This window comes from Marinobacter vulgaris, from assembly GCF_003344045.1.
Classification (GTDB): Bacteria; Pseudomonadota; Gammaproteobacteria; order Pseudomonadales; family Oleiphilaceae; genus Marinobacter; species Marinobacter vulgaris.
In genome coordinates this window covers 507,053-532,810 of record NZ_QFWX01000003.1, presented here as the reverse complement: position 1 = coordinate 532,810, position 25,758 = coordinate 507,053, and the positions used below count along the sequence as shown (strand labels likewise).

General features: G+C 56.4%; 21 protein-coding genes and 1 tRNA gene. 13 read left to right on the top strand and 9 right to left on the bottom strand.

The genetic code is table 11. The features are described from left to right. Positions 1–94 precede the first annotated feature (94 nt). Positions 95–1,111 (top strand): NAD(P)/FAD-dependent oxidoreductase, encoded by a 1,017-nt coding sequence (locus DIT71_RS08640; RefSeq protein WP_114612783.1) that lies wholly within the window; start codon positions 95–97, stop codon positions 1,109–1,111. A 13-nt stretch (positions 1,112–1,124) separates the two neighbouring features. Here the strand turns inward: DIT71_RS08640 and DIT71_RS08635 are convergent, their stop codons facing one another. Next, positions 1,125–2,600 (bottom strand): HD domain-containing protein, encoded by a 1,476-nt coding sequence (locus DIT71_RS08635; protein WP_114612782.1) that lies wholly within the window; start codon positions 2,598–2,600, stop codon positions 1,125–1,127. A gap of 114 nt (positions 2,601–2,714) precedes the next feature. Here DIT71_RS08635 and DIT71_RS08630 point away from each other — a divergent pair, with 114 nt between their 5' ends. From DIT71_RS08630 to DIT71_RS08605, 6 genes are all read left to right on the top strand, one after another. Further along, entirely contained in the window at positions 2,715–3,923 is a 1,209-nt protein-coding gene (locus tag DIT71_RS08630) for a PP2C family protein-serine/threonine phosphatase (RefSeq protein ID WP_114612781.1), read from the top strand. Between the two features lie 14 nt (positions 3,924–3,937). Next, positions 3,938–4,429, top strand: coding sequence for an STAS domain-containing protein (locus tag DIT71_RS08625; RefSeq protein WP_114612780.1), 492 nt, complete (start codon positions 3,938–3,940; stop codon positions 4,427–4,429). Between the two features lie 75 nt (positions 4,430–4,504). Next, positions 4,505–5,572, top strand: coding sequence for an NAD(P)H-dependent glycerol-3-phosphate dehydrogenase (locus tag DIT71_RS08620; RefSeq protein WP_114612779.1), 1,068 nt, complete (start codon positions 4,505–4,507; stop codon positions 5,570–5,572). 47 nt (positions 5,573–5,619) lie between these two features. Next, positions 5,620–6,069 carry a SixA phosphatase family protein gene (locus DIT71_RS08615; RefSeq protein ID WP_114612778.1) on the top strand — a complete coding sequence of 150 codons (450 nt, stop codon included), beginning with the start codon at positions 5,620–5,622 and terminating at the stop codon, positions 6,067–6,069. 87 nt (positions 6,070–6,156) lie between these two features. Further along, a complete protein-coding gene (locus tag DIT71_RS08610; RefSeq protein WP_114612777.1) occupies positions 6,157–6,726 on the top strand; it encodes a DUF1285 domain-containing protein in 570 nt (189 codons plus the stop codon). Positions 6,727–6,929: 203 nt separating this feature from the next. Beyond that, the gene (locus DIT71_RS08605) at positions 6,930–7,391 is read left to right on the top strand and encodes an FKBP-type peptidyl-prolyl cis-trans isomerase (protein ID WP_114612776.1); all 462 of its coding nucleotides are present in this window, start codon (positions 6,930–6,932) and stop codon (positions 7,389–7,391) included. Positions 7,392–7,452: 61 nt separating this feature from the next. Here DIT71_RS08605 and DIT71_RS08600 read toward each other — a convergent pair whose 3' ends face one another. Then, on the bottom strand, positions 7,453–9,105 hold the full coding sequence (locus tag DIT71_RS08600) for an electron transfer flavoprotein-ubiquinone oxidoreductase (RefSeq protein WP_114612925.1): 1,653 nt from the start codon (positions 9,103–9,105) through the stop codon (positions 7,453–7,455). Positions 9,106–9,520: 415 nt separating this feature from the next. On the opposite strand from DIT71_RS08600, the gene DIT71_RS08595 reads away from it, so the two are divergent. From DIT71_RS08595 to DIT71_RS08580, 4 genes are all read left to right on the top strand, one after another. Further along, positions 9,521–10,270, top strand: coding sequence for an electron transfer flavoprotein subunit beta/FixA family protein (locus tag DIT71_RS08595; RefSeq protein WP_114612775.1), 750 nt, complete (start codon positions 9,521–9,523; stop codon positions 10,268–10,270). Further along, complete coding sequence (locus tag DIT71_RS08590) at positions 10,271–11,212, top strand: electron transfer flavoprotein subunit alpha/FixB family protein (protein ID WP_114612774.1); 942 nt, start codon at positions 10,271–10,273, stop codon at positions 11,210–11,212. A 102-nt stretch (positions 11,213–11,314) separates the two neighbouring features. Next, positions 11,315–11,740: a hypothetical protein gene (locus DIT71_RS08585; protein WP_114612773.1), complete on the top strand. Its 426-nt coding sequence runs from the start codon at positions 11,315–11,317 to the stop codon at positions 11,738–11,740. Between the two features lie 28 nt (positions 11,741–11,768). Beyond that, positions 11,769–13,010, top strand: a complete 1,242-nt coding sequence (locus tag DIT71_RS08580) for a saccharopine dehydrogenase family protein (RefSeq protein ID WP_114612772.1) — start codon at positions 11,769–11,771, stop codon at positions 13,008–13,010. A gap of 7 nt (positions 13,011–13,017) precedes the next feature. Here DIT71_RS08580 and cydC read toward each other — a convergent pair whose 3' ends face one another. The 4 genes from cydC to DIT71_RS08560 are packed head-to-tail and all read right to left on the bottom strand — an operon-like array spanning position 13,018 to position 18,732. Beyond that, positions 13,018–14,634 carry a thiol reductant ABC exporter subunit CydC gene (gene cydC, locus DIT71_RS08575; RefSeq protein WP_114612771.1) on the bottom strand — a complete coding sequence of 539 codons (1,617 nt, stop codon included), beginning with the start codon at positions 14,632–14,634 and terminating at the stop codon, positions 13,018–13,020. After that, positions 14,627–16,297: a thiol reductant ABC exporter subunit CydD gene (cydD, locus tag DIT71_RS08570; protein WP_114612770.1), complete on the bottom strand. Its 1,671-nt coding sequence runs from the start codon at positions 16,295–16,297 to the stop codon at positions 14,627–14,629. Before cydD ends, cydC begins: the two co-directional genes overlap by 8 nt. Further along, a complete protein-coding gene (cydB, locus tag DIT71_RS08565; RefSeq protein ID WP_114612769.1) occupies positions 16,298–17,299 on the bottom strand; it encodes a cytochrome d ubiquinol oxidase subunit II in 1,002 nt (333 codons plus the stop codon). A gap of 2 nt (positions 17,300–17,301) precedes the next feature. Then, positions 17,302–18,732: a cytochrome ubiquinol oxidase subunit I gene (locus DIT71_RS08560; RefSeq protein WP_114612768.1), complete on the bottom strand. Its 1,431-nt coding sequence runs from the start codon at positions 18,730–18,732 to the stop codon at positions 17,302–17,304. Positions 18,733–18,917: 185 nt separating this feature from the next. Between DIT71_RS08560 and DIT71_RS08555 the strand changes: the two genes are divergently transcribed. After that, positions 18,918–19,547, top strand: a complete 630-nt coding sequence (locus tag DIT71_RS08555; protein ID WP_114612767.1) for a class I SAM-dependent methyltransferase — start codon at positions 18,918–18,920, stop codon at positions 19,545–19,547. A gap of 101 nt (positions 19,548–19,648) precedes the next feature. Next, a tRNA-Leu gene (locus DIT71_RS08550) sits at positions 19,649–19,735 on the top strand. Between the two features lie 163 nt (positions 19,736–19,898). Here the strand turns inward: DIT71_RS08550 and DIT71_RS08545 are convergent. From DIT71_RS08545 to DIT71_RS08535, 3 genes are all read right to left on the bottom strand, one after another. Further along, the gene (locus DIT71_RS08545) at positions 19,899–20,882 is read right to left on the bottom strand and encodes a GGDEF domain-containing protein (RefSeq protein ID WP_158538964.1); all 984 of its coding nucleotides are present in this window, start codon (positions 20,880–20,882) and stop codon (positions 19,899–19,901) included. 169 nt (positions 20,883–21,051) lie between these two features. Beyond that, positions 21,052–23,175: a putative bifunctional diguanylate cyclase/phosphodiesterase gene (locus DIT71_RS08540; protein ID WP_114612765.1), complete on the bottom strand. Its 2,124-nt coding sequence runs from the start codon at positions 23,173–23,175 to the stop codon at positions 21,052–21,054. A gap of 370 nt (positions 23,176–23,545) precedes the next feature. Beyond that, positions 23,546–25,453 (bottom strand): PA14 domain-containing protein, encoded by a 1,908-nt coding sequence (locus DIT71_RS08535; protein WP_158538963.1) that lies wholly within the window; start codon positions 25,451–25,453, stop codon positions 23,546–23,548. Between the last annotated feature and the right edge of the window lie 305 nt (positions 25,454–25,758).

Genomic DNA, 25,758 nt, shown 5'->3' with positions numbered 1-25,758 from the left:
GGTTTTACCTGTACAGCGCAACTGTCGGATGAGTCCTATGCAACGCTTTGCGGGTTTTACGTTTCAATAACCGAATCTGGATGCACCTTAAACGATGTTTAACCAAACCGATCAGATGCCTGTTATACGCCGAGTAGCCATTGTTGGTTCAGGGTTGGCCGGCCTGACAGCCGCACGTTTGCTTGGGGAAAGAAATGTTGCCGTCTCGGTGTTCGAAAAAAGCCGTGGTCCGGGCGGCCGCATGACCGCCAAGCGTGTTCCCGGGGGCTCTGCCGATATCGGCGCCCAGTACTTTACAGCAAGAGATCCGGCGTTCCTCCAGTTTTTGACTGATCATGCCGGTGAGGCAAGCTTTGGCGTCTGGCAGGGGCGGTTTGGCTATCAGAATAATGGGGGGCAATGGGAGTCGTTCCCGGATGAAGCGCGATACGTTGGCATACCGCGAATGACGGCCATCACCCGGGAGCTGTCCTCGACCATCGATATCACGGCGCAAACCCGGATTGAGCGTCTGATCAGCAATGGTGGTCAGTGGACGCTACGGGACACCGATGGCGGCTCTCACGGGCCCTACGATGCGGTAATCGTCACTGCACCACCGGCCCAGACGCAGGAGCTGTTCGCAAACAGTCAGCTACAAATGCTTGCCGAGGAGCTGAATGAGCCGGTCCGTCATGTACAGCCTTGCTGGGCGGCCGCCGTGTATTTTGCGGACCCGCTGGAGCAGCCCTACGAGGGGATGCGCTGCCAGGATGAGGTACTTTACTGGGTTGCCAATAACTCCAGCAAGCCTGGCCGGGACGATCAGGGCCAGTGGTGGGTGCTGCACGCCAACCCGGAATGGTCCCATCGTCATCAGGACACCAGCCCGGAGCAGGTAACGGCAGACATGGTCAAGGCATTCCAACGCGTTACCGGGTGCAGTGAACAGCCGGACGACGTGGTATCCCACCGCTGGCTCTACGCAAAATCATCTGCCGAAGAGACGCCAGGTTTTCGCTGGTTTGATGACCAGTGCATCGGCCTTGCCGGGGACTGGCTGAGCGGTGGCCGGGTTGAAGGCGCTTTCGAGAGCGCCAAGGGATTGGTGGACAGGATACTACCTGATTGATTGAGCCCGGCCGTTATTCAGTCCGTTTGGGGTTGAGCACATCCGGGCGCACATAAAAGTGGCTGATGGTGCCGTCGCTGAATTTACTGAAGAAAGCGCTGATGTCGGTTATCTTTTTCAATGAGCGGACCCGGTTGATAGGGTCTCGCACCAGGACCTTGATGCCATTGAAATTGTCCTGAATGTTGGAAAACCGGGCCCGCATCGAGCAGGTCACCACCTGCTCCGGGTCCAGATTCAGCTCTCCTGCCAGCCAGCTACTGTGGTCCCCGATGCCCTGAACAGAAAGGTCCTCCCGGGTATCCAGGTGATTCAGTTTGATCCGGTCCACAATGCACCGTGAGTAGCTCGAGGGTTCCCTGCGCGCCACCTTGCGAAACGCCTCCCAGAAGAAACTGTCTGTCAGGTCTGCGAAATAGCGCATGTCGCTGAGGCAGGTATCTACCCAGTCAAAAATCTCGGGGTCTTCCAGAACCTCGTTGATGGCCTCCCGCAGCAACCAGTCAAAGCCGAGAGCGGTTTTGTGGGCGTAAACCTTGCGGTACATCTGGTGGCGGCTATAGACGAAGTCTTCCAGGGCCCCCAGTCCCTTCTGGGTGATGGCCAGCCCCAGCCAGGGTTCGCGTACGTCCCAGCCAAAGCGCAGGTTGCTGAGCAGGTGATCAAGATTGAAGCCGCCAATCGTCACGGACGAATGAAACCCGTCCCGGAGCATGTAGTCCGCCCTGTCGGCATCAATTTCACCGGACACAATGGATGACAACAGGTCCATCACCAGGCGAGGCGTATTGGCCTCGCTGAGCGCGCCGGAGTCAGCATCCTCCCCGGCAATGAAGTTCCAGAATGTGCGGGCGTGCCGGCAGAAGGCGTCACTGGGGCTCACATCCGTGGTTTCCATAATCCCGATGACGTCTCGGGCGTCGAGCCCCGCGCAGTCCAGATCGATGGACGACAGCACCTCATGGGCGACGCGCACGGAATAGTGCTCATGCTCGAGTTCATCCGGCCTCGTGGGATGATAGATCGAGTAATCAACACCCTCCCAGAGGTCATCAAAACGGTCAGCGCGTGACATCAGGTTGCGAATCCGTCGGGCCTGGGTGAACTGATGGGAAAAGCTGGAGTGACCGCTGTCGTGCAGCAGGCAGCCCAGGCGTATGGTTTTGGCCAGGTAGTCAATGGCATCCAGTTGGCTCAGGCTCAGGTCGGTCTGGTCACTCAGCTGTCGTTCCCGCAGGTAGGCGTCGATCATCGAGCGGAACATGCGGGTGCCCACGTGCATGACGCCGATGCTGTGCAGAAAACGGGAGTGCGTGGCGCCGGGGAACACCAGGCTGAGAATGTCGTTCTGGCAGATATTGCGCAGGCGCTGGAACAGGGGGTGATCGATAACCTTTATTTCATGCCGGTAGAGCGGAATGCCGCCGTGAACCGGGTCCATGATCAGCTTGTCATAGGCTCCGAGCAGATCATTTACGGCACTTCTCATTGATTACGACCTCCCAAAAACAGCAAACATGTCTTGTTATATCACAGGGGCGTGCCAGAATAGATATCTGAAAGCCAATTTCCCGTTTACCGATGGTAGTTTAGGGCGATAAACATGACATCGCGCACCGAGCGCATTCTTATAATTGATTCGGATGAGCATGCCCGTTCGGAGCTGGCTCGGTACCTTGAGGCCAGGGGATTCTATGTGACCGGTTATCCGGATCTGAGTTCGGCTCGCGCCCTGTTTCAGGACAATATGCCGGATATCATCTTTGCCGACATGGCACCGGATGCCATCGGAGAGCTGGCGTCCACCCTTGAGGATGCCGAAACCTTTACTCCGATCGTTGCCTGTTATTCCACCGAAGACGCTCCCGAGGTTGTCAATGCTCTTCGTGCGGGTGCGGCAGATATCGTGCTCAAACCCTGTGCCGGCGACCGCGGCGCCCTGGATGATGTGATTGGCAAACTGTTTGACCGGGTGCGGGTTAACCGCCTCAACCAGCTTTACCGCCAGGAACTGGAAGAGGCCAACCGCGACCTGCGGGATGGTATTGCCGAATTACGGGCGGACCAGCGGGCAGGGCGCAAGGTTCAGCTGCGCATGCTGCCCGACAACGACCAGCTGTTATCCGGCCTCGCCATCGAGCACCTGATCAAGCCATCCCTGTTTCTCAGTGGCGACTTTCTCGATTACTTTCGTATATCCGAGGACAAGGTACTGGTTTACATTGCCGACGTCTCGGGCCACGGCGCCAGCTCTGCCTTTGTTACCGTGTTGCTGAAAAACCTGACCAACCGCCTGCAGCGCAATCTGAGGCGGGGTTCCAGCGACGATATTCTCTATCCGGAGCGATTCCTGGAACGAGTCAACTCGGAATTGCTGGATACCGGCCTGGGCAAGCACGTAACCGTGTTCGTGGGAATTATTTCCACCACCGACCGGCGTCTGCGATACTCTGTGGGTGGACATTTCCCCATGCCTATCCTTTCGATTGAAGGTGGTACCACCGGGTTTCTGGAGGGTAGCGGCCTGCCGGTAGGTCTGTTTGAGGCACCCGAGTGGGAAGTCTATGAAGTGCCGCTGGAGCGGTCTTTTCACCTGATCCTGTTTTCAGACGGCATCCTGGAGGTCATCAAGGCCAAGAGCCTTGACGAAAAGGAAAAGACACTACTTGAACTCGTCTCGGGAGGTAGTCACACTATTGCTTCGCTTAGCGACGCTCTGAGTCTCGACGAGATCACAGAGTTACCTGACGATATTGCTATCGTATCCGTCACGGATGCAGTTTTCAGTAACGATAGCCCAACGTCGAAATAGTGGCAGTGGATTCAATGGCTGGTTACAAGATCCTGCAAGCTGTAAAACAGGGCATTTATGTCCTCAAGTTTATTGGAGAAATCCGGCTGAACCTGTGTTCGACGCTGGACAACCTGGTTGAGTCCATCACTCAGGACCCTGAATTCAAGACGGTGGTCATTGATCTCACGGAAACCGAGATCATCGACAGTACCACCTTGGGGCTGCTCGCCAAGATCGCCATGGCGGCCCAGAAACGCAGCAATTTCCTGCCAACGATTATCTCCACTAACCCGGACATTACCCGAATCATTACTTCCATGGGTTTTGACAAGATTTTTATCATTGTTCGGGAACCCGCCTCGCGTATCGAGGAGCTGGAAGAAATCCCCGTATTGCGTGCCAGTGAGCAGGATGTCCGGGACAAGGTTCTGGACGCGCACCGGGTGCTGATGGGTCTGAACAGCCGCAACCGGGAAGAATTCAAGAACCTGGTGCGTGCCCTGGAATGCGAAGAGCCCGGCTGACGCCGGCGATTTTCACCGTATTATCCATTCCTGCCGGCCGTAACCGGGCCAACGACAAGCAATGACGGAAGAACTATGCCTGATAATAAAGCCCCACGGCCACCGGAGTCCTCTTCTACGGGCCATGATGTGGCAGTCCTCGGCGGCGGAAGTTTCGGCACCGCCATGGCCAAGGTCCTTGGAGAAAACGGCCACACCGTGCACTTCTGGATGCGTGACGCAGTCCAGGCCGACGAGATCCGCGACAGCGGCATAAACAGCCGCTACATGCCGGATGTGCTTTTGACCGGCGATATCCAGCCGACAACCAGTCTGCCAGAAGCGGTTGGCAAGGCCGAGATCGTCTTCGTCGCCATCCCCAGCAAGGCGTTCCGCTCCGTAATCCGTGAAAACAGCTCCGAGTTCCGGGACGGGCAGATTGTCGTCAGCCTGACCAAAGGCATTGAGGAACACGGTTTCAAGTTGATGAGCGAGATTCTGCTGGAAGAGATTCCCCGTTGCCGGATCGGCGTTCTCAGCGGGCCGAACCTGGCCGGGGAAATCGTCAACCAAGACCTCACTGCCACGGTTATTGCCGCCAAAGACCCGGAGGTCCGGCGTTCGGTTCAGGAGCTGCTGGGCTGCGAATACCTGCGGGTATACGCTAATGTGGACGTCTATGGGGTGGAGCTGGCGGGTGCGCTCAAGAACATCTACGCCATCGTGGCCGGGCTTGCCTCGGCACGGGATCTGGGCGAGAACGCCAAGGCTATGTTGATTACCCGCGGGCTCGCTGAAATGAGCCGATTTGCGGTCAGCCTCGGCGCCAATCCGATGACCTTTATGGGGCTGGCCGGCGTTGGGGATCTGATCGTAACCTGCACCTCGCCGAAGAGCCGGAACTACCGTGTCGGATATGCAGTTGGCAAGGGGCAGGGGCTGGACGACGCGGTTGCCGAGCTTGGGCAGGTGGCTGAAGGTATCTACACCCTCAAGCTGGTCAAGGAAAAGTCCGAAACCATCGGTATCTACATGCCCCTGGTAAGAGGTCTGTACGAAATACTCTATGACGGCGCGTCCATCAGCGCGGTGATTAACAGCCTGATGATGTCGGTGCAGAACTCCGACGTGGAGTTCATTCTGCCCCGCACCCTAAGCCAATGATCAGCCACTAACCAGTCAATCGCATTCGGTATCTGCGGAGGTAACCAGTGCACTTGATCATTATGCGTCACGGTGAAGCCGGTTGGCATACTCTCGACAGGGAGCGGGAGCTGACCGAATTCGGTCGTAATGGCGTGGCGGATGTCGCGGCGCAGATCGCAGAGTCACCCTGGCGGCCTGAACTCATCTGGTGTAGCCCGCTTGTACGTGCCCGTCAAACCGCTGCAATCGCTTCAGAAATCCTCAATTGCGCCGTCACCGAGAAGGATTTTATCACTCCGGATGATGACCCCGCGCGATGCCTGGATGAACTGATTGACGTGGCCCCCTCAAAGCTATTGATCGTATCGCATATGCCCTTTGTTGGCAGCCTTTCCACCCTACTGGTCGATGGCCATCGCAGAGGCATTCCTTTCATGACAGCCCAGGCCGTGGTACTGGAAATGCCGGTTGCGGGGCCGGGGTGCGCAGACCTCAGAGCGCAGTTTCTGCCATGACTCAGGAGCTATCCTGGCCTGTCCCCACTTTAAAACTGGCAGTTCCGCATCCATAGTCCGGTTATCGCCATACTCAGGAAGATTGTTATGACCCAGAAGCCAGAAACCATTGCGCAACAGGTCGAGAGTGCACAGGCTGAAAGCCGGGAACTGCCACCGCTGGAAAAATGGAACCCGGAGCTGTCCGGAGACATTGATATTGTGATAGCCCGCGATGGCCAGTGGCTGTTTGAGGGCAGGCCTATTCGCCGTGAAGCGCTTGTGAAAATGTTTTCTACCATCCTGCGGCGGGAAGATGACGGTGAGTATTACCTGGTCACGCCTGTTGAGAAGTGGCGGATCACCGTCGAGGATACCCCGCTGCTGGCGCATTCACTTCATGCCCTCGGCGAGGGCAGGGACCAGGTGCTGGTTGTCACCACCAATATCGGGGAAACCATAGAGATTGGCGCGACTCACCCGCTGCGGGTTGGCACCTATGACGGTAGCGACGAGCCGCGGCCAGTGGTAAAGGTGCGTCACGGGATTGAAGCGCGGCTTGTCACCGCGGCCTATTACGACCTGGCAGAGCTGGTCACCGAAGATTCGCCGGAGGGCCAAACCGGCCTAGGTGTCTGGAGCAACGGAAATTTCTATAAAGTTGCCGCCAACGGTTGAATTACCGGGCACCGTCCCAAATAACTCACGGTAGAAAACGCAGTTCGACACTTGTTAAACTGTATTTTCGAACTTGTTACCGAGCCTGGCTCTCTAACGAGGCCCGGTGGTCGTAAGTCCCTCTGTGCAGTCCGGCTGTTCATGATTACTTTCGATTACCCAACTTTAAATCAAACAGTCATTGCGACACGCAAGGAGATCACATGGCCCAACCTCGTGTTGTCACCATCCACTACACGCTCACCAACGATCAGGGAGAAGAACTGGATTCCTCCCGTGTAGAAGGTCGCGAGCCGCTGTCTTATGTGGAAGGTGCTCAGAACATTATCGGCGGACTGGAAAATGCGCTGAATGAAAAGAACGCAGGCGATCAGGTGAAGGTATCTGTTGAGCCGGCTGAAGGGTACGGAGAAGTCAACGAAGAGCTGGTTCAGCCAGTCCCACGTTCTGCGTTTGAAGGTGTGGACACCATCGAACCAGGCATGCAGTTCCAGGCACAGACTCCGGGCGGCCCCCAGGTAGTTCGTGTTGTGGAAGTAGGCGACGAAACTGTCACCATCGACGCAAACCACCCGCTGGCAGGTCAGACCCTGCACTTTGACGTGGAAGTGGTTGAAGCGCGTGATGCAACTGACGAAGAGCAAGAGCACGGTCACGCTCACTAACGCTTTTCACGGTTGAAAAAAACGGCCCCTTGTGGGCCGTTTTTTTATGCAACATTCCGAATTACATATTCGGGTAATTCGGACCACCGCCGCCTTCCGGCGTTACCCAGGTAATATTCTGGGCAGGGTCCTTGATGTCGCAGGTCTTGCAGTGAACGCAGTTCTGCGCGTTGATCTGGAACTTCTTGCCGCTGCCATCGTCCGCATCGACCACCTCGTACACACCAGCCGGGCAGTAGCGCTGCGCAGGCTCGTTATACTTCGGCAGATTCTCCTTGATGGGGATCTCCGGGTCGGTCAGCTTGAGGTGGATCGGCTGATCTTCTTCGTGGTTGGTGTTGGAAATGAACACCGAGGACAGCTTGTCGAAGGTCAGCTTGTTATCAGGCTTCGGATAATCGATTTTCTTGGCCTGGTCAGCCGGCTTCAGTGTTGCATAGTCCGGCGTGGTGTCGTGGAACGTAAACGGCAGGCTGCCCCGCAGGATGTTCTGCTCGAAGTAGGCGATGGCACCGCCGACGAAATTACCGAACTTGTGCATGGCCGGGCCGAAGTTGCGCTCGGCGTATAGCTCCTTGTACAGCCAGCTGTCCTTGAAGCGGTCCTCGAAGCTGGTAATTTCCTCACCGCTCTTGCCTTCCTTCAGCGCCTCAAACACGGCTTCGGCGCCCAGAAGTCCGGATTTCATGGCGGTGTGGGAGCCCTTGATCTTGGAGCCGTTCAAGGTACCAGCATCGCAGCCGAGCAGCAGGCCGCCGGGAAAGCTCATCTTGGGCAGGCAATTGAAACCGCCCTTGGTAATGGCGCGGGCGCCGTAGGCCACTCGCTTGCCACCTTCCAGGTGCTTGCTGACTTCCGGGTGCAGCTTCAGGCGCTGGAACTCATCGAACGGGCTCAGATGTGGATTGCTGTAGGACAGATCTGCGATCAGGCCCACATATACCTGGCCACCCTCAAGGTGATAAAGGAAGGAGCCGCCAGTAGACCCGGATTCGTTCAGGGGCCAGCCGGTGGTATGGACAACCAGGCCAGGCTCGTGCTTGGCGGGGTCAATGTCCCACAGCTCCTTGATGCCGATGCCGTAATGCTGCGGGTCCTTGCCTTCATCCAGGTTGAAATCACTGATCAGGCGCTTGCCCAGGTGACCGCGGCAGCCCTCGGTAAACAGGGTGTACTTGGCGCGTAGTTCCATACCCGGCATATAGCCGTCTTTTTCGGAGCCGTCACGTGCCACGCCCATATCACCGGTGATAATGCCTTTAACCTGGCCATCTTCAACAATGGTTTCGGCGGCGGCGAAACCGGGATAGACCTCAACGCCCAGGGCTTCCGCCTGTTCGGCAAGCCAGCGGCACAGGTTGCCCAGACTGATGATGTAGTTGCCGTGGTTGTGCATGTTCTTGGGCACAAAGGCATTGGGGATCTTGTTGGCATTCTCCTGGTTCTTCAGCAGGAAAATGTCGTCACGGGTGACCGGGGTGTTCAGTGGTGCCCCTTTCTCTTTCCAGTCCGGGAACAGCTCGTTGAGGGCAGTGGGCTCGAACACCGTCCCTGCCAGAATATGAGCCCCGATCTCGGAACCTTTCTCTACAACACAGACGGTCAGTTCCTGTTCAGCTTCCTGGGCCATCTGCATGACACGACAGGCCGCGGAGAGGCCAGCTGGGCCACCGCCGACGATCAGAACATCAAATTCCATCGATTCGCGTTCCACGTTGGTCTCCTCATCTTTTTTAGTGATGCCAACAGGCAATTTCTCAGGGGCGCCATCATACCGTTAAAACGGGCTGCAGACGACTCCCACAAAGCGAAAGCCCCTGTTCTGTTAACCAAAAGGATACCGCAATTGATAAATCAAACAAACGTTTGTTTGAAATTTGGGCCTACCTTTGGCATTGTTAATCAGTGCTGGGCTAAAACGTGTTTTTTGAGTCGTTTTCTAGTATCGTCTCACGCTCAGGTGGAGTCAACGGGTGTTCCGTGGCCGCAAGCGCGGCTTTTCATGGTCCTGAGGGACTATTGACCCCGGTGCCCTTTGCCTGCAGTATTATGACGCCCTTACAGACAGCAGGCCCCGCAAGCATGTGCTGTTCTCAAATGTAAACTCATCGTAGAAGAACGAGGAATCTATGAAGGTTCTGGTCGCTGTAAAACGAGTTATCGACTACAACGTGAAGGTGCGCGTCAAGCCGGACAACACCGGCGTTGATCTCGCCAACGTCAAAATGGCAATGAACCCGTTCTGCGAAATCGCTGTTGAAGAAGCGGTTCGCCTTAAAGAGAAGGGTGTTGCCAGCGAAATTGTGGTGGTATCCATCGGCCCGAAGGCCTGCCAGGAGCAAATCCGTACCGCTCTGGCTCTGGGTGCAGACCGCGGTATTCACATCGAAACAGACGAAGAGGTTCAGTCTCTCGAAGCGGCCAAGCTGCTCAAGAGTGTGGTTGAGAAGGAAGAGCCCAAGCTGGTCATCCTCGGCAAACAGTCAATCGATTCCGACAACAACCAGACTGGCCAGATGCTTGCCGCACTGACTGGCATGGGGCAGGGTACCTTTGCCTCTGAAGTCGTTGTTGAAGGCGAAAAAGTAAACGTTACCCGTGAGGTCGACGGCGGCCTGATGACCGTCGCTCTGAAGCTGCCTGCGGTAGTCACCACTGACCTGCGTCTGAATGAGCCGCGTTACGCTTCTCTGCCGAACATTATGAAGGCCAAGAAGAAGCCGCTGGACTCCATGACCCCGGCTGATCTGGGTGTTGAGCTTGCTCCGCGCCTTTCTACCCTGAAGGTAGAGGCTCCTGCCTCTCGCCAGGCGGGCGTGAAGGTTGCTGACGTAGCTGAGCTGGTCGACAAACTGAAGAACGAAGCGAAGGTGATCTGAATGAGCATCCTTGTAATTGCTGAACATGACAACAGCAGCCTGAAGCAGGCGACTCTGAACGTTGTGGCGGCTGCCAAGGCCATCGGTGGTGACATCGACGTCCTGGTTGCCGGCGAAAACTGCGGTGCTGTAGGCGAAGCAGCAGCAAAGGCCGAGGGCGTCAGCAAGGTATTGGTTGCTGACAACGCGGTTTACGGTCACTTCCTTGGCGAAAACCTGGGTGAGCTGGTTGCTGAAGTCGGAAAAGATTACAGCCACATTCTGGCGGCCGCCGGTACCACTGGCAAAGATTTCATGCCGCGGGTTGCTGCACTGCTGGACGTTGCCCAGGTATCCGACATCATGCGCGTTGAGTCCGAAGACACCTTTGTTCGGCCAATCTACGCTGGTAACGCCATGGCCACTGTCAAATCCTCTGACAGCATCAAGGTTATCACGGTTCGCCCGACGGCCTTTGATCCGGTTGCTGGTGAGGGTGGTTCCGCCACGGTCGAATCTCTGGACGTTGTCAAAGACGCAGGCCTTTCCCAGTTTATCAACGAGGAAATGGCTCAGTCTGACCGTCCGGACCTGGCAAGTGCCGGTATTGTGGTTTCTGGTGGCCGTGGCATGCAGAACGGCGAGAACTTCAAGATGCTGGAACAGATAGCAGACCTCTTGGGTGCTGCTGTCGGCGCTTCCCGCGCCGCCGTAGACGCCGGCTTTGTTCCCAACGACATGCAGGTTGGTCAGACCGGCAAAATCGTTGCGCCACAGCTTTACATCGCGGTCGGCATTTCCGGTGCCATTCAGCACTGGGCAGGTATGTCCGAGTCCAAAGTGATTGTTGCAATCAACAAGGACGAGGAAGCGCCGATCTTCCAGGTTGCCGACTACGGCCTGGTCGCGGACCTGTTTGAAGCGGTTCCGCAACTTGAGGAAGAATTGAAGAAGGTACTTTAACCTTCTAATCATTCTGAAAAAGGCACCTACGGGTGCCTTTTTTGGTTAGGTGGCTCATGGGTAAGTGTGCGGTGTCGCCCAAACTTGAATAAGGATAACAGCATGATCTGGTTAAAAGCGTTTGTTAGTGGCTTTCTCGCAACACTGATTTTTCATCAGGGCCTATTTGCCCTGTTCTATTTCGCGGGCATAGTGCCATCGGCGCCGTTCAACCTTAATCCGGTGCCGCCCCTGGGAGTACCGGCCGTCTTCTCGCTGGCATTCTTTGGCGGGCTGTGGGGAATGTTGCTCTGGGCCATTCTCCGGCGTCTCAATGGCTTTAAGTTCTGGTTGGGTAATGTAATAGTGGGCGCCATCGGGCCAACCGCCGTGGCGATGCTGGTTGTTTTCCCGCTCAAAGGACTGGCGGTATCCGCGCAGACCTGGGTCGGCGGACTGGTTCTCAACGGTTTCTGGGGGCTCGGCGTTGCACTGTTCCTGGTACTGATGGGCGCGAAATCTGCCCGCTCCGGTGCGGGCAACCTATAACGGAAACTGAATACTTCAAGGACAATCAATGAGCACAAAGACTGACACCACTTACGACATCGTTGTATTCGGTGCCACCAGTTTCGTGGGACAAATCCTTACCACCTACCTGTTTGAAAGCTATGGCGTTGGCAGGGACGTTCACTGGGCGATTGCCGGACGTTCCGAAAGCAAGCTGGGCTCCCTGAAACAGAGCCTTGGTAAAAAGGCAGGGGAACTGCCAGTGATCGTGGCAGATGCCAGCGATGAAAGCTCGCTAAAGGCCATGTGTGAACAGACCCGCGTGGTGATTTCTACAGTCGGCCCGTACGCCCTGTATGGGGAGCCCCTGGTGAAAGTCTGCGCCGAGACCGGAACTGACTACTGTGACCTGACCGGTGAGGTCCAGTGGATTCGCAAAATGGTGGAAACCTACGAGGATACAGCCAAGGCCTCTGGTGCGCGCATCGTTCATTGCTGTGGTTTCGACTCCATCCCCTCCGACATGGGGGTCTGGTTCCTGCAGCAACAGGCAGAAGCAACCTTTGGTGCACCCTGCCAGGATGTTCGCATGCGGGTAAAAGTCGCCAAGGGCGAGTTTTCTGGCGGTACTGTAGCCAGCATGATGAACGTGGCCAAGGAGGCAGCAGCGGATCCCAAGCTGCGTAAGGAACTGGCGAATCCGTTTTCCATCTGCCCGCCGGAGCACCGTTCCAAAACCCGTCAGCCGAGCCTGAAAGGCGCGGAATACGACCGGGATTTTGGCGTCTGGCTGGCGCCGTTCGTGATGGGTGCCATCAACACCCGGATTGTGCACCGCTCCAACGCCTTGCAGAACGCCCGTTACGGTAAGGAGTTTACTTACGACGAAGCGATGATGACTGGCCGGGGCATGAAGGGCCGTCTGGCAGCCTATGCCATTACCGGTGCTCTGGGTGGCTTTTTTACCGCCTCCGCATTCAAGCCCTCGCGGTGGGTGGTTGAGAAGTTCGTGCCCAAGCCGGGTGAAGGCCCTAGCCCCGAAGCCCAGAAAAACGGTTTCTATGACCTGCGATTCGTGGGCAAAACCGCCGACGGCAAAACCATCAAGACCAAGGTGACCGGCGATCGCGATCCCGGTTATGGTTCCACCGGCAAAATGCTGGGTGAAGCCGGAATGAGCCTTGCGTTCGATGTGGACGGCGATAAACAGGGCGGGTTCTGGACGCCATCATCACTGCTTGATGGCAAACTTTACGAACGCCTGACCAGTAAAGCCGGTCTCACGTTTGAGGTTCTGGAAACCAGCTGAACCGGCTTCAGCTTAGCCGGATAGTTCGGTCGGAGGCCGGTAAGGCCTCCGGCGCATGCCCGAGTGATACCACTGTTTTTCCTGCCAGCCACTGTTTCATCCCTGCTGCAATTCTGTCCCGGGTTAGTGCATCGACACCGGTAAACGGTTCGTCCAGAACCAGTAATGGCGCGTCATTCAGCAGCACCCGTGCCAGGGCAATACGCCGGGCTTCGCCGCCGGATAACTGGCTTCCCATCGAGCCCAGCCAGGTGTTCAGCTGTGCCGGTTCGTGAGCGAAGCGGTCCGCCATCGCCACCAGAGCCAGAACCCGCCAGAGCTCTGCATCGGAGGCGTCATGTTTGCCAATTTGCAGATTGGCTTTGAGGGTGTCTTCAAACAGCACCGTCTGCTGCGTGAGATACACGGCCCCCTGACGGCGTGCGGTTCCGGAGGCAGGTTGCTCCAGGCCGGATATGACCTCAGCCAGCGACGATTTGCCGGAGCCCGAGCTGCCAATGATTCCGACCCATTCGCCTGCCTGTATCTCAAGGTCAAAACGGCTCAACACCGGAGAATGGTCGCCATAGCGGATGGTCACCCGTTCCAGCTCCAAAGCATTGCAGGTCTTTTGCGGTGATTGATCGGTGTCGCACCCTGGTGGGGGCCCCTCCGAGCAATCCCGGTTGAGCCTGGCTGCTGACGCAATGGTTCCCCCCAGCCGGGCAAACGCGTCCGGCAGCATCGAATAGATCTCCAGCAGCCCCAGCAGGGCCACAGGCAGCAGGACGACCACCGGCCCGGTGATAACGCCTTGCTGGAATAACTGAAGCCCCAGCCACAACGCCAGCACAACGGCCAGATTGACCATGACCTGAGCCAGCCCCAGGTTCCAGCCGGTGCGGGTATCTGCCCGGGCGTCAGTGTGGGCAATCTGGTCAGCCTGTCGCAGGCACAGGGCGGCGTGTTTGCCGGTACGACCTGCCGCCGTCAGTTCCGCGAAACCCTCAATATGCTCGATGACATCCGTCCTTACCCGTTCGCGGGCGTCTGTTTGCCGATAGACCAGGTGACGGGTGCGCAGGTAAACCACAATCGTGGCAATCAGCAAAGCAGGGATCAGCATAATCATAAGGCCCGTTGCCAGTTCCCGGCTGTAGAACACACCGGCAACGACAATGATCAAGACCGTTACCAGCGCAGCAAGCGCCGCAGGGGCGATCAGGCGCAGATACAGCGTTTCCAGGGCATCGACATCGTTGGTTAACCTGGAGAGCCACTGGGGACCCCGTAACGCGCTCCTGCGGTGTCGCGCAGAGACGCAAAGCCGTTCAAACAGCGCCACCCGGATATCCGTTAACAGGCGCAGCACTGTATCGTGGTTATAAACCCGCTCGGCATAACGGGCAACCGTGCGGGCGAGCGCGAAGAAGCGGATGCCCCCGCCGGGAGCGTACAGATTGAGTGATGCCTGCACGCCGGCGGCCAGCAGCAGGCCGGTGAGGGCGGTGGCGGTAATGAACCAGCCGGACAGCGCCAGCAGCCCCATCCCGGCGAGCAGGGTAGCCAGTATCAGCAGTCCACCAACCACCAAGCGGACGGGGCGGCGAAATATCAGGGCCAGCCAGGGCCGCAATTCACGCATCGTGCACTCCTCCGGCGGTTACCAGCAAGGTGCGGTTCGCCAGGGTCAGTAGCGCCTGATGGTGCGTGGCAAAGATCAGTGTCTTGCCGGCCAGGGCCAGCTTGCGAAGCGCCTCAAGAATATAGATTTCACTGTCGCTATCCAGTCCCGCTGTGGGTTCATCAAGCAAAATCAGGTCGTAATTGGCCACGAACACCCGTGCCAGGCTCAGACGGCGGGCCTGACCGCCGGACAGACCCTGGCCATCCTCGGTGATTCTGCTGTAAATACCCTTTTCCCGGCTCTTGAGCAGATCGCCAAGGCCAACCTGATGCAGGGCGGTTTCGATAGCGATGTCGGTAGCATCGGGAGTCGTGAGGCGGAGGTTGTCGGCCCAGGTTCCATGTACCAGAAACGGGGATTGGCCCAGCCAGCCAAAGGCAACCGCCCCCGGTTTGGCCCCAAATACTGAAATACTGCCCTGGTCCGGCTCCATAAAGCCCGCCATCAGGTATAACAACGACGACTTGCCACCACCGGAGGGACCGGTGAGGGCGATTACATCGCCTTTCTTGATGTCCAGCGACACCTGGTCCAGTACTGGCCGCTCGGCATCGTAGACCAGAGTCAGACCACGCACAGCAACCACATCCGGTGCCTGCTGGGGGGTTGGCGCTGGTGTCGGAGACCTGACATTGTCCAGCTTCTGTAGCCGTTCCACGATTTCCGCGCCGGCACCCATGGCCGCAGCGCGATCGTGATAATGCTGGGACAACAGGCGCAATGGCTGGAAAAACTCCGGTGCCAGCAACAGCACCAGTAAACCCGAGAACAGTGTGAGATCTTGCGATGGCCCATAGCTGATATAGCCCAGAAGCCCTAAGCCGATATAGATCGCCACGACGGCAATCGCCACCGACGAGAAGAACTCAAGTACGGCAGAAGACAGAAAGGCTACCTTCAGAGTTTTCATGGTAACGCGACGATAATCATCGGAACGTTTGCGCAGGGTTTCTGCTGCTGGCGTTGTCTGCCCGAACAACTGCAGGGTTGTCAGCCCGCGCACCTTGTCGAGGAACTGCCCCGACAGCCTGCCAATGGTCTGGAAGTGCTGCTGGTTCAGTTTTTCGGCGCCCATGCCCACCAGGGCCATGAACAACGGGATGAGGGGGGCGGCCAGCAGCAGGAATATGCCGGCCAGCCAGTCCAGCCAGAACACCACCCCCAGAATCAGTAGCGGCACGACGACGGCCAGAATCATCTGTGGCAGAAAACGGGCAAAATAACCGTGCAGGGCATCGGTATGGTCGAGCCATTCCCGGGCGAGAGTGCCTGCTGAAATCTGCCCCATGGCAACCGGCCCGGTAGCCCGCCAGCACCGGTTTATCCGGTGACGCACCTCGCTGCGGACTTTACGGCTGCACCGGGCTGCGAACCGGGCCTGAAGTCCCTGGGCAATGCCCCTGATCAGTATGGCGGCAACAGCGCCGGTAAACAGCAACGTGAGCTCTTCAACCGGCGCCCTGGCGACGATGCCCTGGTGGATAATCCCCGCCAGAAAAGCCATCTGCGCGATGGTGGCGATACCGACCACAATACCCGCAGATACCGTGGCCAGTATCAGCGGGCGGCTGTGGGCTGCCAGCCCGCCTAACCAACGCCGGGCAGCGGCCTGATCCGCCACCTAGTGGTAGCCCTCGCCGGCGCGCACCTTGCCCCGGAACACCCAGTAAGTCCAGGCGGTGTAGGCAAGCACGACGGGAATTACGAAGACCAGGCCGATCAACAGGAACAACTGGGATTCGTAGGCAGAAGCCGCATCCCAGAGGGTAATATCCGGCGGCACCACGTAAGGCCAGCGGCTGACAATCAAGCCCAGGTAGGTGAATATGAACAGCCCCAGAGTTGCGACAAAAGGCATACCCTCAAAGCGGTTACGCACTGACCGGAAAATCTGGAAGGCACAAAGCAGACTCAGCGCCGGCAATATCCAGATAAGAGTGATATTGGAGAACCAGCGGTCTTTTACCATCTCGTCCACGAAGGGTGTCCAGATACTGATGATGGCGAAAACGCCCAGCACGGCCAGCAACAACGGAATAGTGATTCGGTAAGCCCATTCCTGCAACCGGCCTTCGGTTTTCATGATCAGCCAGGTAGAACCCAGCAGTGCATAGCCGGCAAGCAGCCCGAAACCGGTCAAGACGGTGAAGGGAGTCAGCCAGTCCAGCGCACCGCCAGTGTAAACCCGGTTCGTGATCTCGTAACCCTGAATATAGGACCCAACCACGGCGCCCTGGGCAAACGCCGCGACTGTCGAGCCACCGGCAAAGGCCCAGTTCCAGAGATAGCGGGAGGTATTGGCCTTGAAACGGAACTCGAACGCGATACCCCGGAAGATCAGCCCTGCCAACATCAGGAACACACCGATGTATAGCGCCGGCAAAACGGTGGTATACACCAGGGGAAACGCCGCCAGAAGACCGGCGCCACCCAGCACCAGCCAGGTCTCGTTGCCATCCCAGACCGGCGCTACGGTGTTCATCATGGTGTCCCTGTCTTCTTCGGTGGGGGCGAAAGGAAAGAGAATGCCCATGCCAAGGTCAAAACCATCCATCACTACATACATGATGACGCCAAAACCGATAATGAATGCCCAGATCAGAACCAGATCAAACAGTTCCATAGTCAGTGTCCTCCCTGGTTCAGTGGCTTGTAAGTGGTGTCATCATCTATCTCGAACGGAACGTGAGTCGCAGAGAAGGGGCGTTTTGGCCGATCAGACTCATTTTCCCCGTCGACGTCAGTGTCCTCCATGCCTACGTACAGAACCCGCATCAAATAATAGACACCGGCAGTGAACACCAGCGCATAGACGACGATATAACCAATCAGCGAGAACAGCGCCATACCACCTGTCAGGGACGGTGTGACAGCCTGGCTATGGGTCATCAACCCCTGCACCAGCCAGGGCGCGCGGCCAATCTCCGTTACAAACCATCCGGCCAGCACCGCAACAAACGGTGTCAGGCTCATCACCCTCAAGCCCTGCAAAAACCATGGTGTCTGCCAGTAACGACCACCAGCCCGGAGTACCAGCCCCGCAACGGCAAACACAATCATCAGCAGGCCAAGGCCGACCATTACCCGGAAAGACCAGAACACAATAGCCACCGGCGGTTGCTCCTCTACAGCCACCTCATTCAGCCCGGGAACCTCTCCATCCCACTCGTGGGTAAGAATGAAGCTCGCCAGGCTGGGAATGCCGACCTCGAAACGGTTGGTCTGGTTTTCCTGGTCCGGAATCGCAAACAACAGCAGCGGCACATTGCGGGAGGTTTCCCAGTTACCCTCCATGGCTGCGACTTTCATGGGTTGGTGCTCCATCGTGTTCAGGCCGTGAAAGTCGCCCACAACCGCCTGTGTCGGCGCAATAATCAGAATCAGCCACAGGCTCATGGACAGGGCGCGGCGGTTGGCATCAACCTCACGCTTGCGAAGCAGATACCAGGCACTGACACCAGCGACGACGAAGGACCCGGTCAGGAATGACGCCAGAACCATGTGAGTGAAACGGTAGGGAAAAGAGGGGTTGAATATCGCCTCACTCCAGGAGGTAACGAAGAACACTCCATCGCGGAACTCGGTACCGGCAGGCGTATGCATCCAGCTGTTGGCCGACAGGATCCAGAAAGAGGAAATAAAGGTACCCGTTGCCACCATGATTGCGGCAAAGAGGTGTACGCCGGCGGGCACCTTATCGCGCCCGAACAGCAGCACACCCAGGAATGCAGCTTCGAGGAAGAAGGCCGTGACTACCTCGTAGCTCAGCATTGGCCCCAGGAAATTGGCAGTGGCCTGAGCAAAATTGCTCCAATTGGTGCCAAACTGGAAGGACATGACGATGCCCGAAACCACGCCCATCCCGAAGACGACCGCAAATACCTTGGTCCAGAAGGCAGAAAGCTTCACCCAGGCGGGATTTCCCGTTTTAAAAGCCAGAGCCTCGAGCACGGCAATGTAGGACGCCAGCCCGATGGTAAAGACAGGGAAAATGGCGTGGAATGACACCACGAACGCGAACTGGATTCGCGATAAAATGAGCGGATCTAGTTCCATGGGAACCCTCCGGTAATGTTTACATCATAACGAACAGGCTCAGCGAACCCGTTCAGCCGCTGCCTTAGCTCATTTTGTTATGTTGTTATTACCGGCAGATCATTGTCATGCTACTAAACATGACTACAAATCCGATAGGGGCAGATTGTCGCACCCCTTGATATAACACAAGTATGGTGGAGCCAATGAGCTTTTACGAAGAACGGATACTGCCCCACATGATAGACCGCGCCTGCTCAATGGGCCAGGTCATGAAACTTCGTGGCCAGGTAGTGCCGCATGCCAAGGGAAAGGTTCTGGAGGTGGGGATGGGCTCTGCCATCAATATGGAGTTTTACAACCCCGAAAACGTCGACATGGTTTACGGGCTTGAGCCTTCGGAAGGAATGCGCCGCAAAGCCCGGCCGAATCTCGCCCGATCTCCCATCAAAGTGGAATGGCTGGACCTGCCCGGGGAGAAAATACCCCTGGAAGATCATTCCGTGGACACCGTCCTGCTGACTTTCACCCTGTGCACCATCCCGGACTGGCACACCGCACTTCAGCAAATGTGGCGGGTACTCAAGCCCGGCGGCGAACTCCTGTTCCTGGAACACGGGGAGTCACCCCACGACAACACCCGCAAGTGGCAACACCGAATCACTCCCGGCTGGAAAAAGATTGCCGGTGGATGCCACCTGAACCGCCATATCGCCGACCTGATCCGCCACGCGGGCTTCGAGATCAGGGAACTGGAAAACCTGTACATGCCGAAAGCGCCGAAAATTGCCGGCTACATATACAAGGGCAGGGCAGTGAAACCCGTCGGGGCCTGAAGACACCTTTGAGCGAGGGTGAGTCAGAATCTGAATTGCGTTACCGCACGCGGCCTTATACAATCCTGCCCGTCAAAAGTTCCTCGCAAATCCCTCCGAATGCCCGGGTGGTGGAATAGGTAGACACAAGAGACTTAAAATCTCTCGACCTTATGGTCGTGCCGGTTCGATTCCGGCTCCGGGCACCAAACCAACAACTTTTGTTACTCCCCCTCAAGTTACCCGCTCTAAACGAAAGCCTTCAGAGAACACATTTTGAGCCAAACGTCTTTAGGGCGCCTTTTTTTGGCGGTCTCGACTTAACGATGCATCGAAATCATCCTGGCGTAGGGGTAGGGAGAACATGAGCATCTAAGACTCGTAAACCTGAACCTGATGCCCCCCACGCTCCTTGACAGCAAACACGGCCAGATTGGCATTGCACATCAGCTGATCGATATTCGTACCACCCTCGGGGAAAACAGTCAGACCGATGCTTCCGGAAAGGTTTACCCGGTGAGAGTCAACGTGAAACGCCTGTTCGAGGCTGATCAGTAGTGCCTTGGCCGCTTCCTTCGCACAACTGCTGCCGGTTTCCTTCAGTATCAGGGCGAATTCGTCTCCGCCGAGTCGGGCCACGGTGTCCATGGCACGAAAATCGGAGCGGAGGCGCTTGGCAACCTGCAACAGAAGGCGATCGCCGGCCTTGCGGCCGAGTTGGTCGTTAATTTGTTTAAAGTGGTCGAGGTTGATGAACAGCAGGGCAAAAGAACTGGCCTTTCGTTGCGCTTCCAGCAAGGTCTGTTCAAGCCGATCGAGGAACAGTCGCCGATTGGGAAGGTTTGTGAGCGAATCAAAATTGGCAGTGGGGTCAAAGGGTGCTTTCGGAATGGTTTCGGCCAGGAGTGCTTCATGCTCTTTGAGGGATGAGAAGCTAAACACTGAGTTGGCAATCAGCTGGTCGATGGCTTCGTTGAAACGTACCAGTTCATTGGTCTCTTTCACCATGAGATGGTGCTGTTCATCGCTCCAGGCACGGGTAACCCGAGCCCGTAAGGCCCCTAGCTCCTGTACCATCTGCAACACGGATAGCCCCCTGCTGAAACAGTTCCTGCCATGCTCTCCACCGATATCCGAAGCGGTGCCTTTGCCTTTGCCGAGGGCCTTGCATGCCGACTCCTCCCTAGTCTGAGGGGTTGCAAGGTCCTGGACGATAAATTCTAGTATCTCATGAGCATTATCTCGCAAGGCGAGGCCGTCTGCGCCGGTTAATTGCGGGGCGATTTCCAGCGCGGCTTCTTCCCAGTCTTCAAGCAGTTGTTCCTTTCCTGCTTGGATAAATTGGGCCAGCTTCATAGTAAGCGGCCTCCTTCCTGGCATGTTGGCCAGTACCAACCTGGTACTTGACCATCAAGGGCTGAGGCCTGTGTAGTCCATTAGACAGGGTTGCATACACCATATCAGGGCATGAACATAAAAATATACATTAAATATGTATTAACGGGGCTTATGTATCCGAGCGGTTTCAAGACGGATTTTTCTGGCGATCCCGTCTCAGCAGGGCTTCAAAATCATCCTGGCGTAGGGGCCGTGAGAACAGAAATCCCTGGGCATGGTCGCAGCCGGCCTGGGAGAGGAATTGCAATTGCTCGTCGGTTTCAACACCCACCGCAACCACCTGGATGTTTATGGCGTGAGCCATGGCAATGATAGCTTCAAGTATCTGGTCGGCATTGCCTCCCTGACCAGCGTTTTTGATCAGCTCCCTATCTACCTTGACACTCTCCATTCTGAACTCCTGAAGCGCCAGCAGGGAGAAGGGTTCGATCCCGAAATCGTCGATCGCCAGGTGCAGCCGCATACCTGCCAGACCAAAGCTATCAATTGGATTGAACCCGGAAGCACGGATGTAGTTAAGGGAGTCCGGCGTCAACTCCATGGTGAGGCGGCTTTCATCAAGGCCAACATGCATCAACCGCGCGCGCCATTCATCCACCAGAGTTCGGGTAAAAAAGGAGGCGGGGGATTCGTTGAGGTTGATCGGGAAGGCCCCATTACTCGGGTCACGCCATCGAACCGAGCAGGTCACCGCCTGCTCCAGTACGTAAGCGTTGATGCTATCCGTCATGCCGCTCTGTTCCGTGACGCTGAGAAAGGCAGCCGGAGTTAACAGTCCTTTGGCCGGGTGATTCCAACGGAGCAACGCTTCTGCTCCGGACACGGCGCCGCTGCGGATGTCGATTATAGGCTGGTAATAAACCTCCAGCTGGTTCTCCCTGAGGGCTTCATCCAGCTCCCTGTTCAGCCTCATATGCTCTGATTCACTCTGCGCCATCCAGGCCTCGTAGGCCTGCACCTGTTGCCCTCCCTGTTCTTTGGCGGTGTACATGGCCTGGTCGGCATTGTGCATCAGCGTGTCGACATCCGTGCCGTCATCGGGGAAAAGCGTCAGGCCGATGCTGCCGGAAATGTGTACTCGGTGAGTATCAACGTCAAACGCCTGTTCAAGGCTGGTCAGAAGTGCCCTGGCTGCTTCCTTGGCACCACTCCTGCCGGTTTCCTTGAGGATCAGAGTGAATTCGTCTCCGCCAAGACGGGCCACGGTGTCCATGGCCCGCACATTCGAACTTACCCGTCTGGCCACCTGCGCCAGCAACCGGTCGCCAGACTCGTGGCCGAGCTGGTCGTTGGCTTGCTTGAAACGGTCCAGATCCATGAAGAGCAGGGCAAAGGAGCTGTCCTTCCGCTGGGCCTCCAGCACGGTCTGCTCAAGCCGGTCGAGGAACAGCCGCCGATTGGGGATGCCTGTGAGTGAATCATAATTGGCGTTTCGCCAGGCCTGGTACTCAGTCTGTTTGCGCTCGGTGATGTCTCGTGAGGTCTTGACGACAGCTTCAACTTCGTTTCGGTCGTTAAAAACCGGAACAAACTGGCAGTCAAGATCCAATTCACGGCCTGAGGGTAAACAGTGATGAAATTCCCCGCGCTGAGTCTGACCTGTAGTAGCGGTTGTGGTGATTTCGCTGTGAAACTCGGTGGCAAAGTCCAGGCCCAGCTCATGGGGGGTTTTACCAATGGCGTCCCGGGGCAGCGCATTGACCAAGTCCGCCATCGCCATATTGAGAAACAGAAGTCTGCCGGCGGGATCGAATATGGCGGCCGGGTCAAGAGAGGCTCTCAATATGGTTTCTATCAGGTGTGTTTCCTGATCTTTGCGCTCTGAGTAGCCAGATACCGAGTTGATACTCAACTGGTCGATGGCCTCGTTGAATCGCACCAGTTCATCAAAGTCTTTTGCGGTGAGGCCTCCCTGTTTATCGCCCCAGGCCCTGGTAACCCGGGCGCGCAGGGCTTGAAGTTCCTGCAGCATCTGCACCATGGAAAGGCCTTGCATATGGCGGTCTGAGCCATGGCTTTCAGCAGCTATCGGAGCCGGATACCTGCCTTTTCCCAAAGCCTTCAGTGCTGACTCGCGATTTGTCTGGGGCGTCAGGAGGTCCTCAGAGATGAACTCCAACATCGAACGGGCATGATCCCTCAAGGCGCGGCTGTCCTCGCCTGTCAGTTCCGGGGCGATGTCTACTGCGGCGTCCTCCCAGTCTTCCAGCAGCTGCTCCATATTTGTCTGGATAAAATAAGCCAGCTTCATAGCGGGGGACCTCTTCCTTGATGTGTCGACAGGTGCTAACCAAATCCTGCGCAGCCCGTTAAATATAATTTCAGAAAATCATACCAAGGTATACATATCAAAGGTACACACCAATCCCGGGATACACACCACTTTTATTTGTTATGAAGATGAATTTGGGCTGCTTCATCTGCAGTTTCACGAAATTCAGCGCTTAAAGGCGTCTCAAAGTTTCGGGTGATGGTGTAAAGCAGAATCTTAATAGTCGGCCAAAGGTGTTTTTCAATGACATGGACCTAACTGGCAGTTAGAAACCGACACTTTTTATTTTCTGCAACAATCAACTGGCGTGCCGTCCTGGGCAACGCCAGTTGATTGTTGTTAATGAAAACTAGTCTATAACGTGTTCTACAAGCTCTGAAAATACGCTCTGCAGCCCGTTTGTATCGACTACCCGAATCGAGAAGTACCAGGTGCCAGGATCCAGGTCATTGATCTTGAGGCTTGTTGCGTCACCTGGGGCAGTCAGACTCTGGTTCGGATTAGCCTGATCCTGGCCGTAGCGGATCTCGTAGTGGTCGATCGCTGAGAGGGATAGAGAGCTCCCGTCCATACGAGTCAGGGGAGCGGTCCACGACAAGGTTGCTTCACCGGAAGTGGCCTCCGGTTGCGGTTCCGGCTCCGTAGCTACTGGTTCCGAAGTGATCGGTTCCAGAGTCCAGGGATCGAGATCGCTCTGGTAAGCCTCAAGGTTCGACACACCGTCCAGGTTTGATACACCGTTGGCATCATCGGCCCAGGCATTAAGTCCGTTGGCAAGTTCCCAGGTGTCCGGGATGCCATCGCCGTCGGTATCCTGGAGGCTGGGTGCTGCCGGGTCCGGCACTGTGACGGTTTCGCTGATGCTTACTTCTGCGCCGTTGGCAAGCCTGGTGATACTCAGCTTGGCTCTGGTGCTACCCGAAGCCTCGTAGTACTCCATGGTGACAGGAATGGTTTCCTGCGCCGCCAGTGTGACGGTGCGGCTGTACGCCGTCGCGCTCTGTCCCCTCCAACGATCAATAACCAGGTGACCGTCAAGGTAAAGCCTGACACCGTCATCCGTCAGTGTCGTGAACTCATATTGCTCGGTGCCACTTGTATGAGGCGCAGTAAACATTCCGCTCCAGCGAATGCTGAAATTGTCGTTGGGCAGCTCCGCCATGGGCTGACCGCCGCCCCAGCTAAAATCAATTCCCTTATCCTGGCGTGACAGCACAAAGCGATCAAAACCCGTTCCCTTGAAGTATTGTCCGATGAAGCCGGGCACCTGAGAAGCAACTGAGACCGGCTCAGGGTCAGGAGTCACCGGCGCATCTGCCGGATCGCTCGGGTCGGTGTTTGCCTGGTGCTCTTCCAGATTGCTAACGCCATCACCATCAATGTCCTGGTGGGCGTCGGAAGCATCCAGAGGGTTAAGTCCATAGGCGAATTCGACGCCATCGGGAATGCCATCGCCATCCGAGTCGGGATCATTCTCACTGGTTCCCATCAGAAATTCGTCCGCGGCGGTCAGCAGGTCATTGTCGGGGTCAGAAATCGCATCGTCCGGGTTGCGGGGATCAAGCCCGTGGATGACCTCCCAGTTGTCGTAGATGCCGTCCTGGTCTTTATCAAGGAAGGGGTACTGCGGGTTAAAATTCAGGCGTTCTTTGCCGTCCAGAAAACCGACCCGGTAACCCTCGGAATAGGCCTTCTCGATCGCTTCCTGATCCAGGGGTGCGGTTGACTCGGGCTCCCCCAGGGACGCGATGGCACTACCGCCGATAACCTGCCGTGAAATCCCGGGGCCTTCCCAGGCAACGTTGAAATGGTCGCCGCCACCACTCTCCTTGTGGCGGATCTCAAAGTAATATCGCTGGCCCGCAGAAAGCTCAACGCCGTTGGAGGATTGGGATCCGTACTTGGTGTATTCATGAGGTCTCGTCCAGCCGGTGACAGAGGCAGTTAATTCCGCGGACGCAGGATTTTTGGACGTGCTTAACCAGAACTGGGTCTCGTCGTCGCCGGCAACGAAAAAGGTATAGCGGCCATCGGTGGGAGGAATGACGTAGCCCCTGACCAGAGAGCCGTAGTTGTCTCCGCGGCTCTGCGGGCTTCGCAGTTCCGTCAGTTCTTTTACCTGGTCCGGGTTGTCCGGGTAGGCGTCCAGTGTAATTAGTTGACTGACGCCAGTGCCACTCAAGTTGTCCCAGTAACCGGCCTCTACCATGCCCGATTGGCTGGTTACTGCCGCGCCCGCACTCTGAAAAACGCACATTGCTGCAATGGCACTTCCAACTCTCAGAGAATTACTTATGGACATAGATCCCCGCATATTTGTGAAGCAATAAGAGGGCGTCAGTGTCGTGATGAGGTGAGGGAGCTGCAGTTGGCATTCTGTAAATTTTTTTTATTATTTTAAATTGTCTTGTAAAAATTTAAACGATGCGGTTTATAAGTATACATGTATCCAATGTATGTATCTTACATTACTACTATATTCGTTAGGTCATTGATTGCTATAAAAATTCAGACTAATTTTGCGCAATCTGAAAACAAATAATGAAAATTTCAGTATTCTGA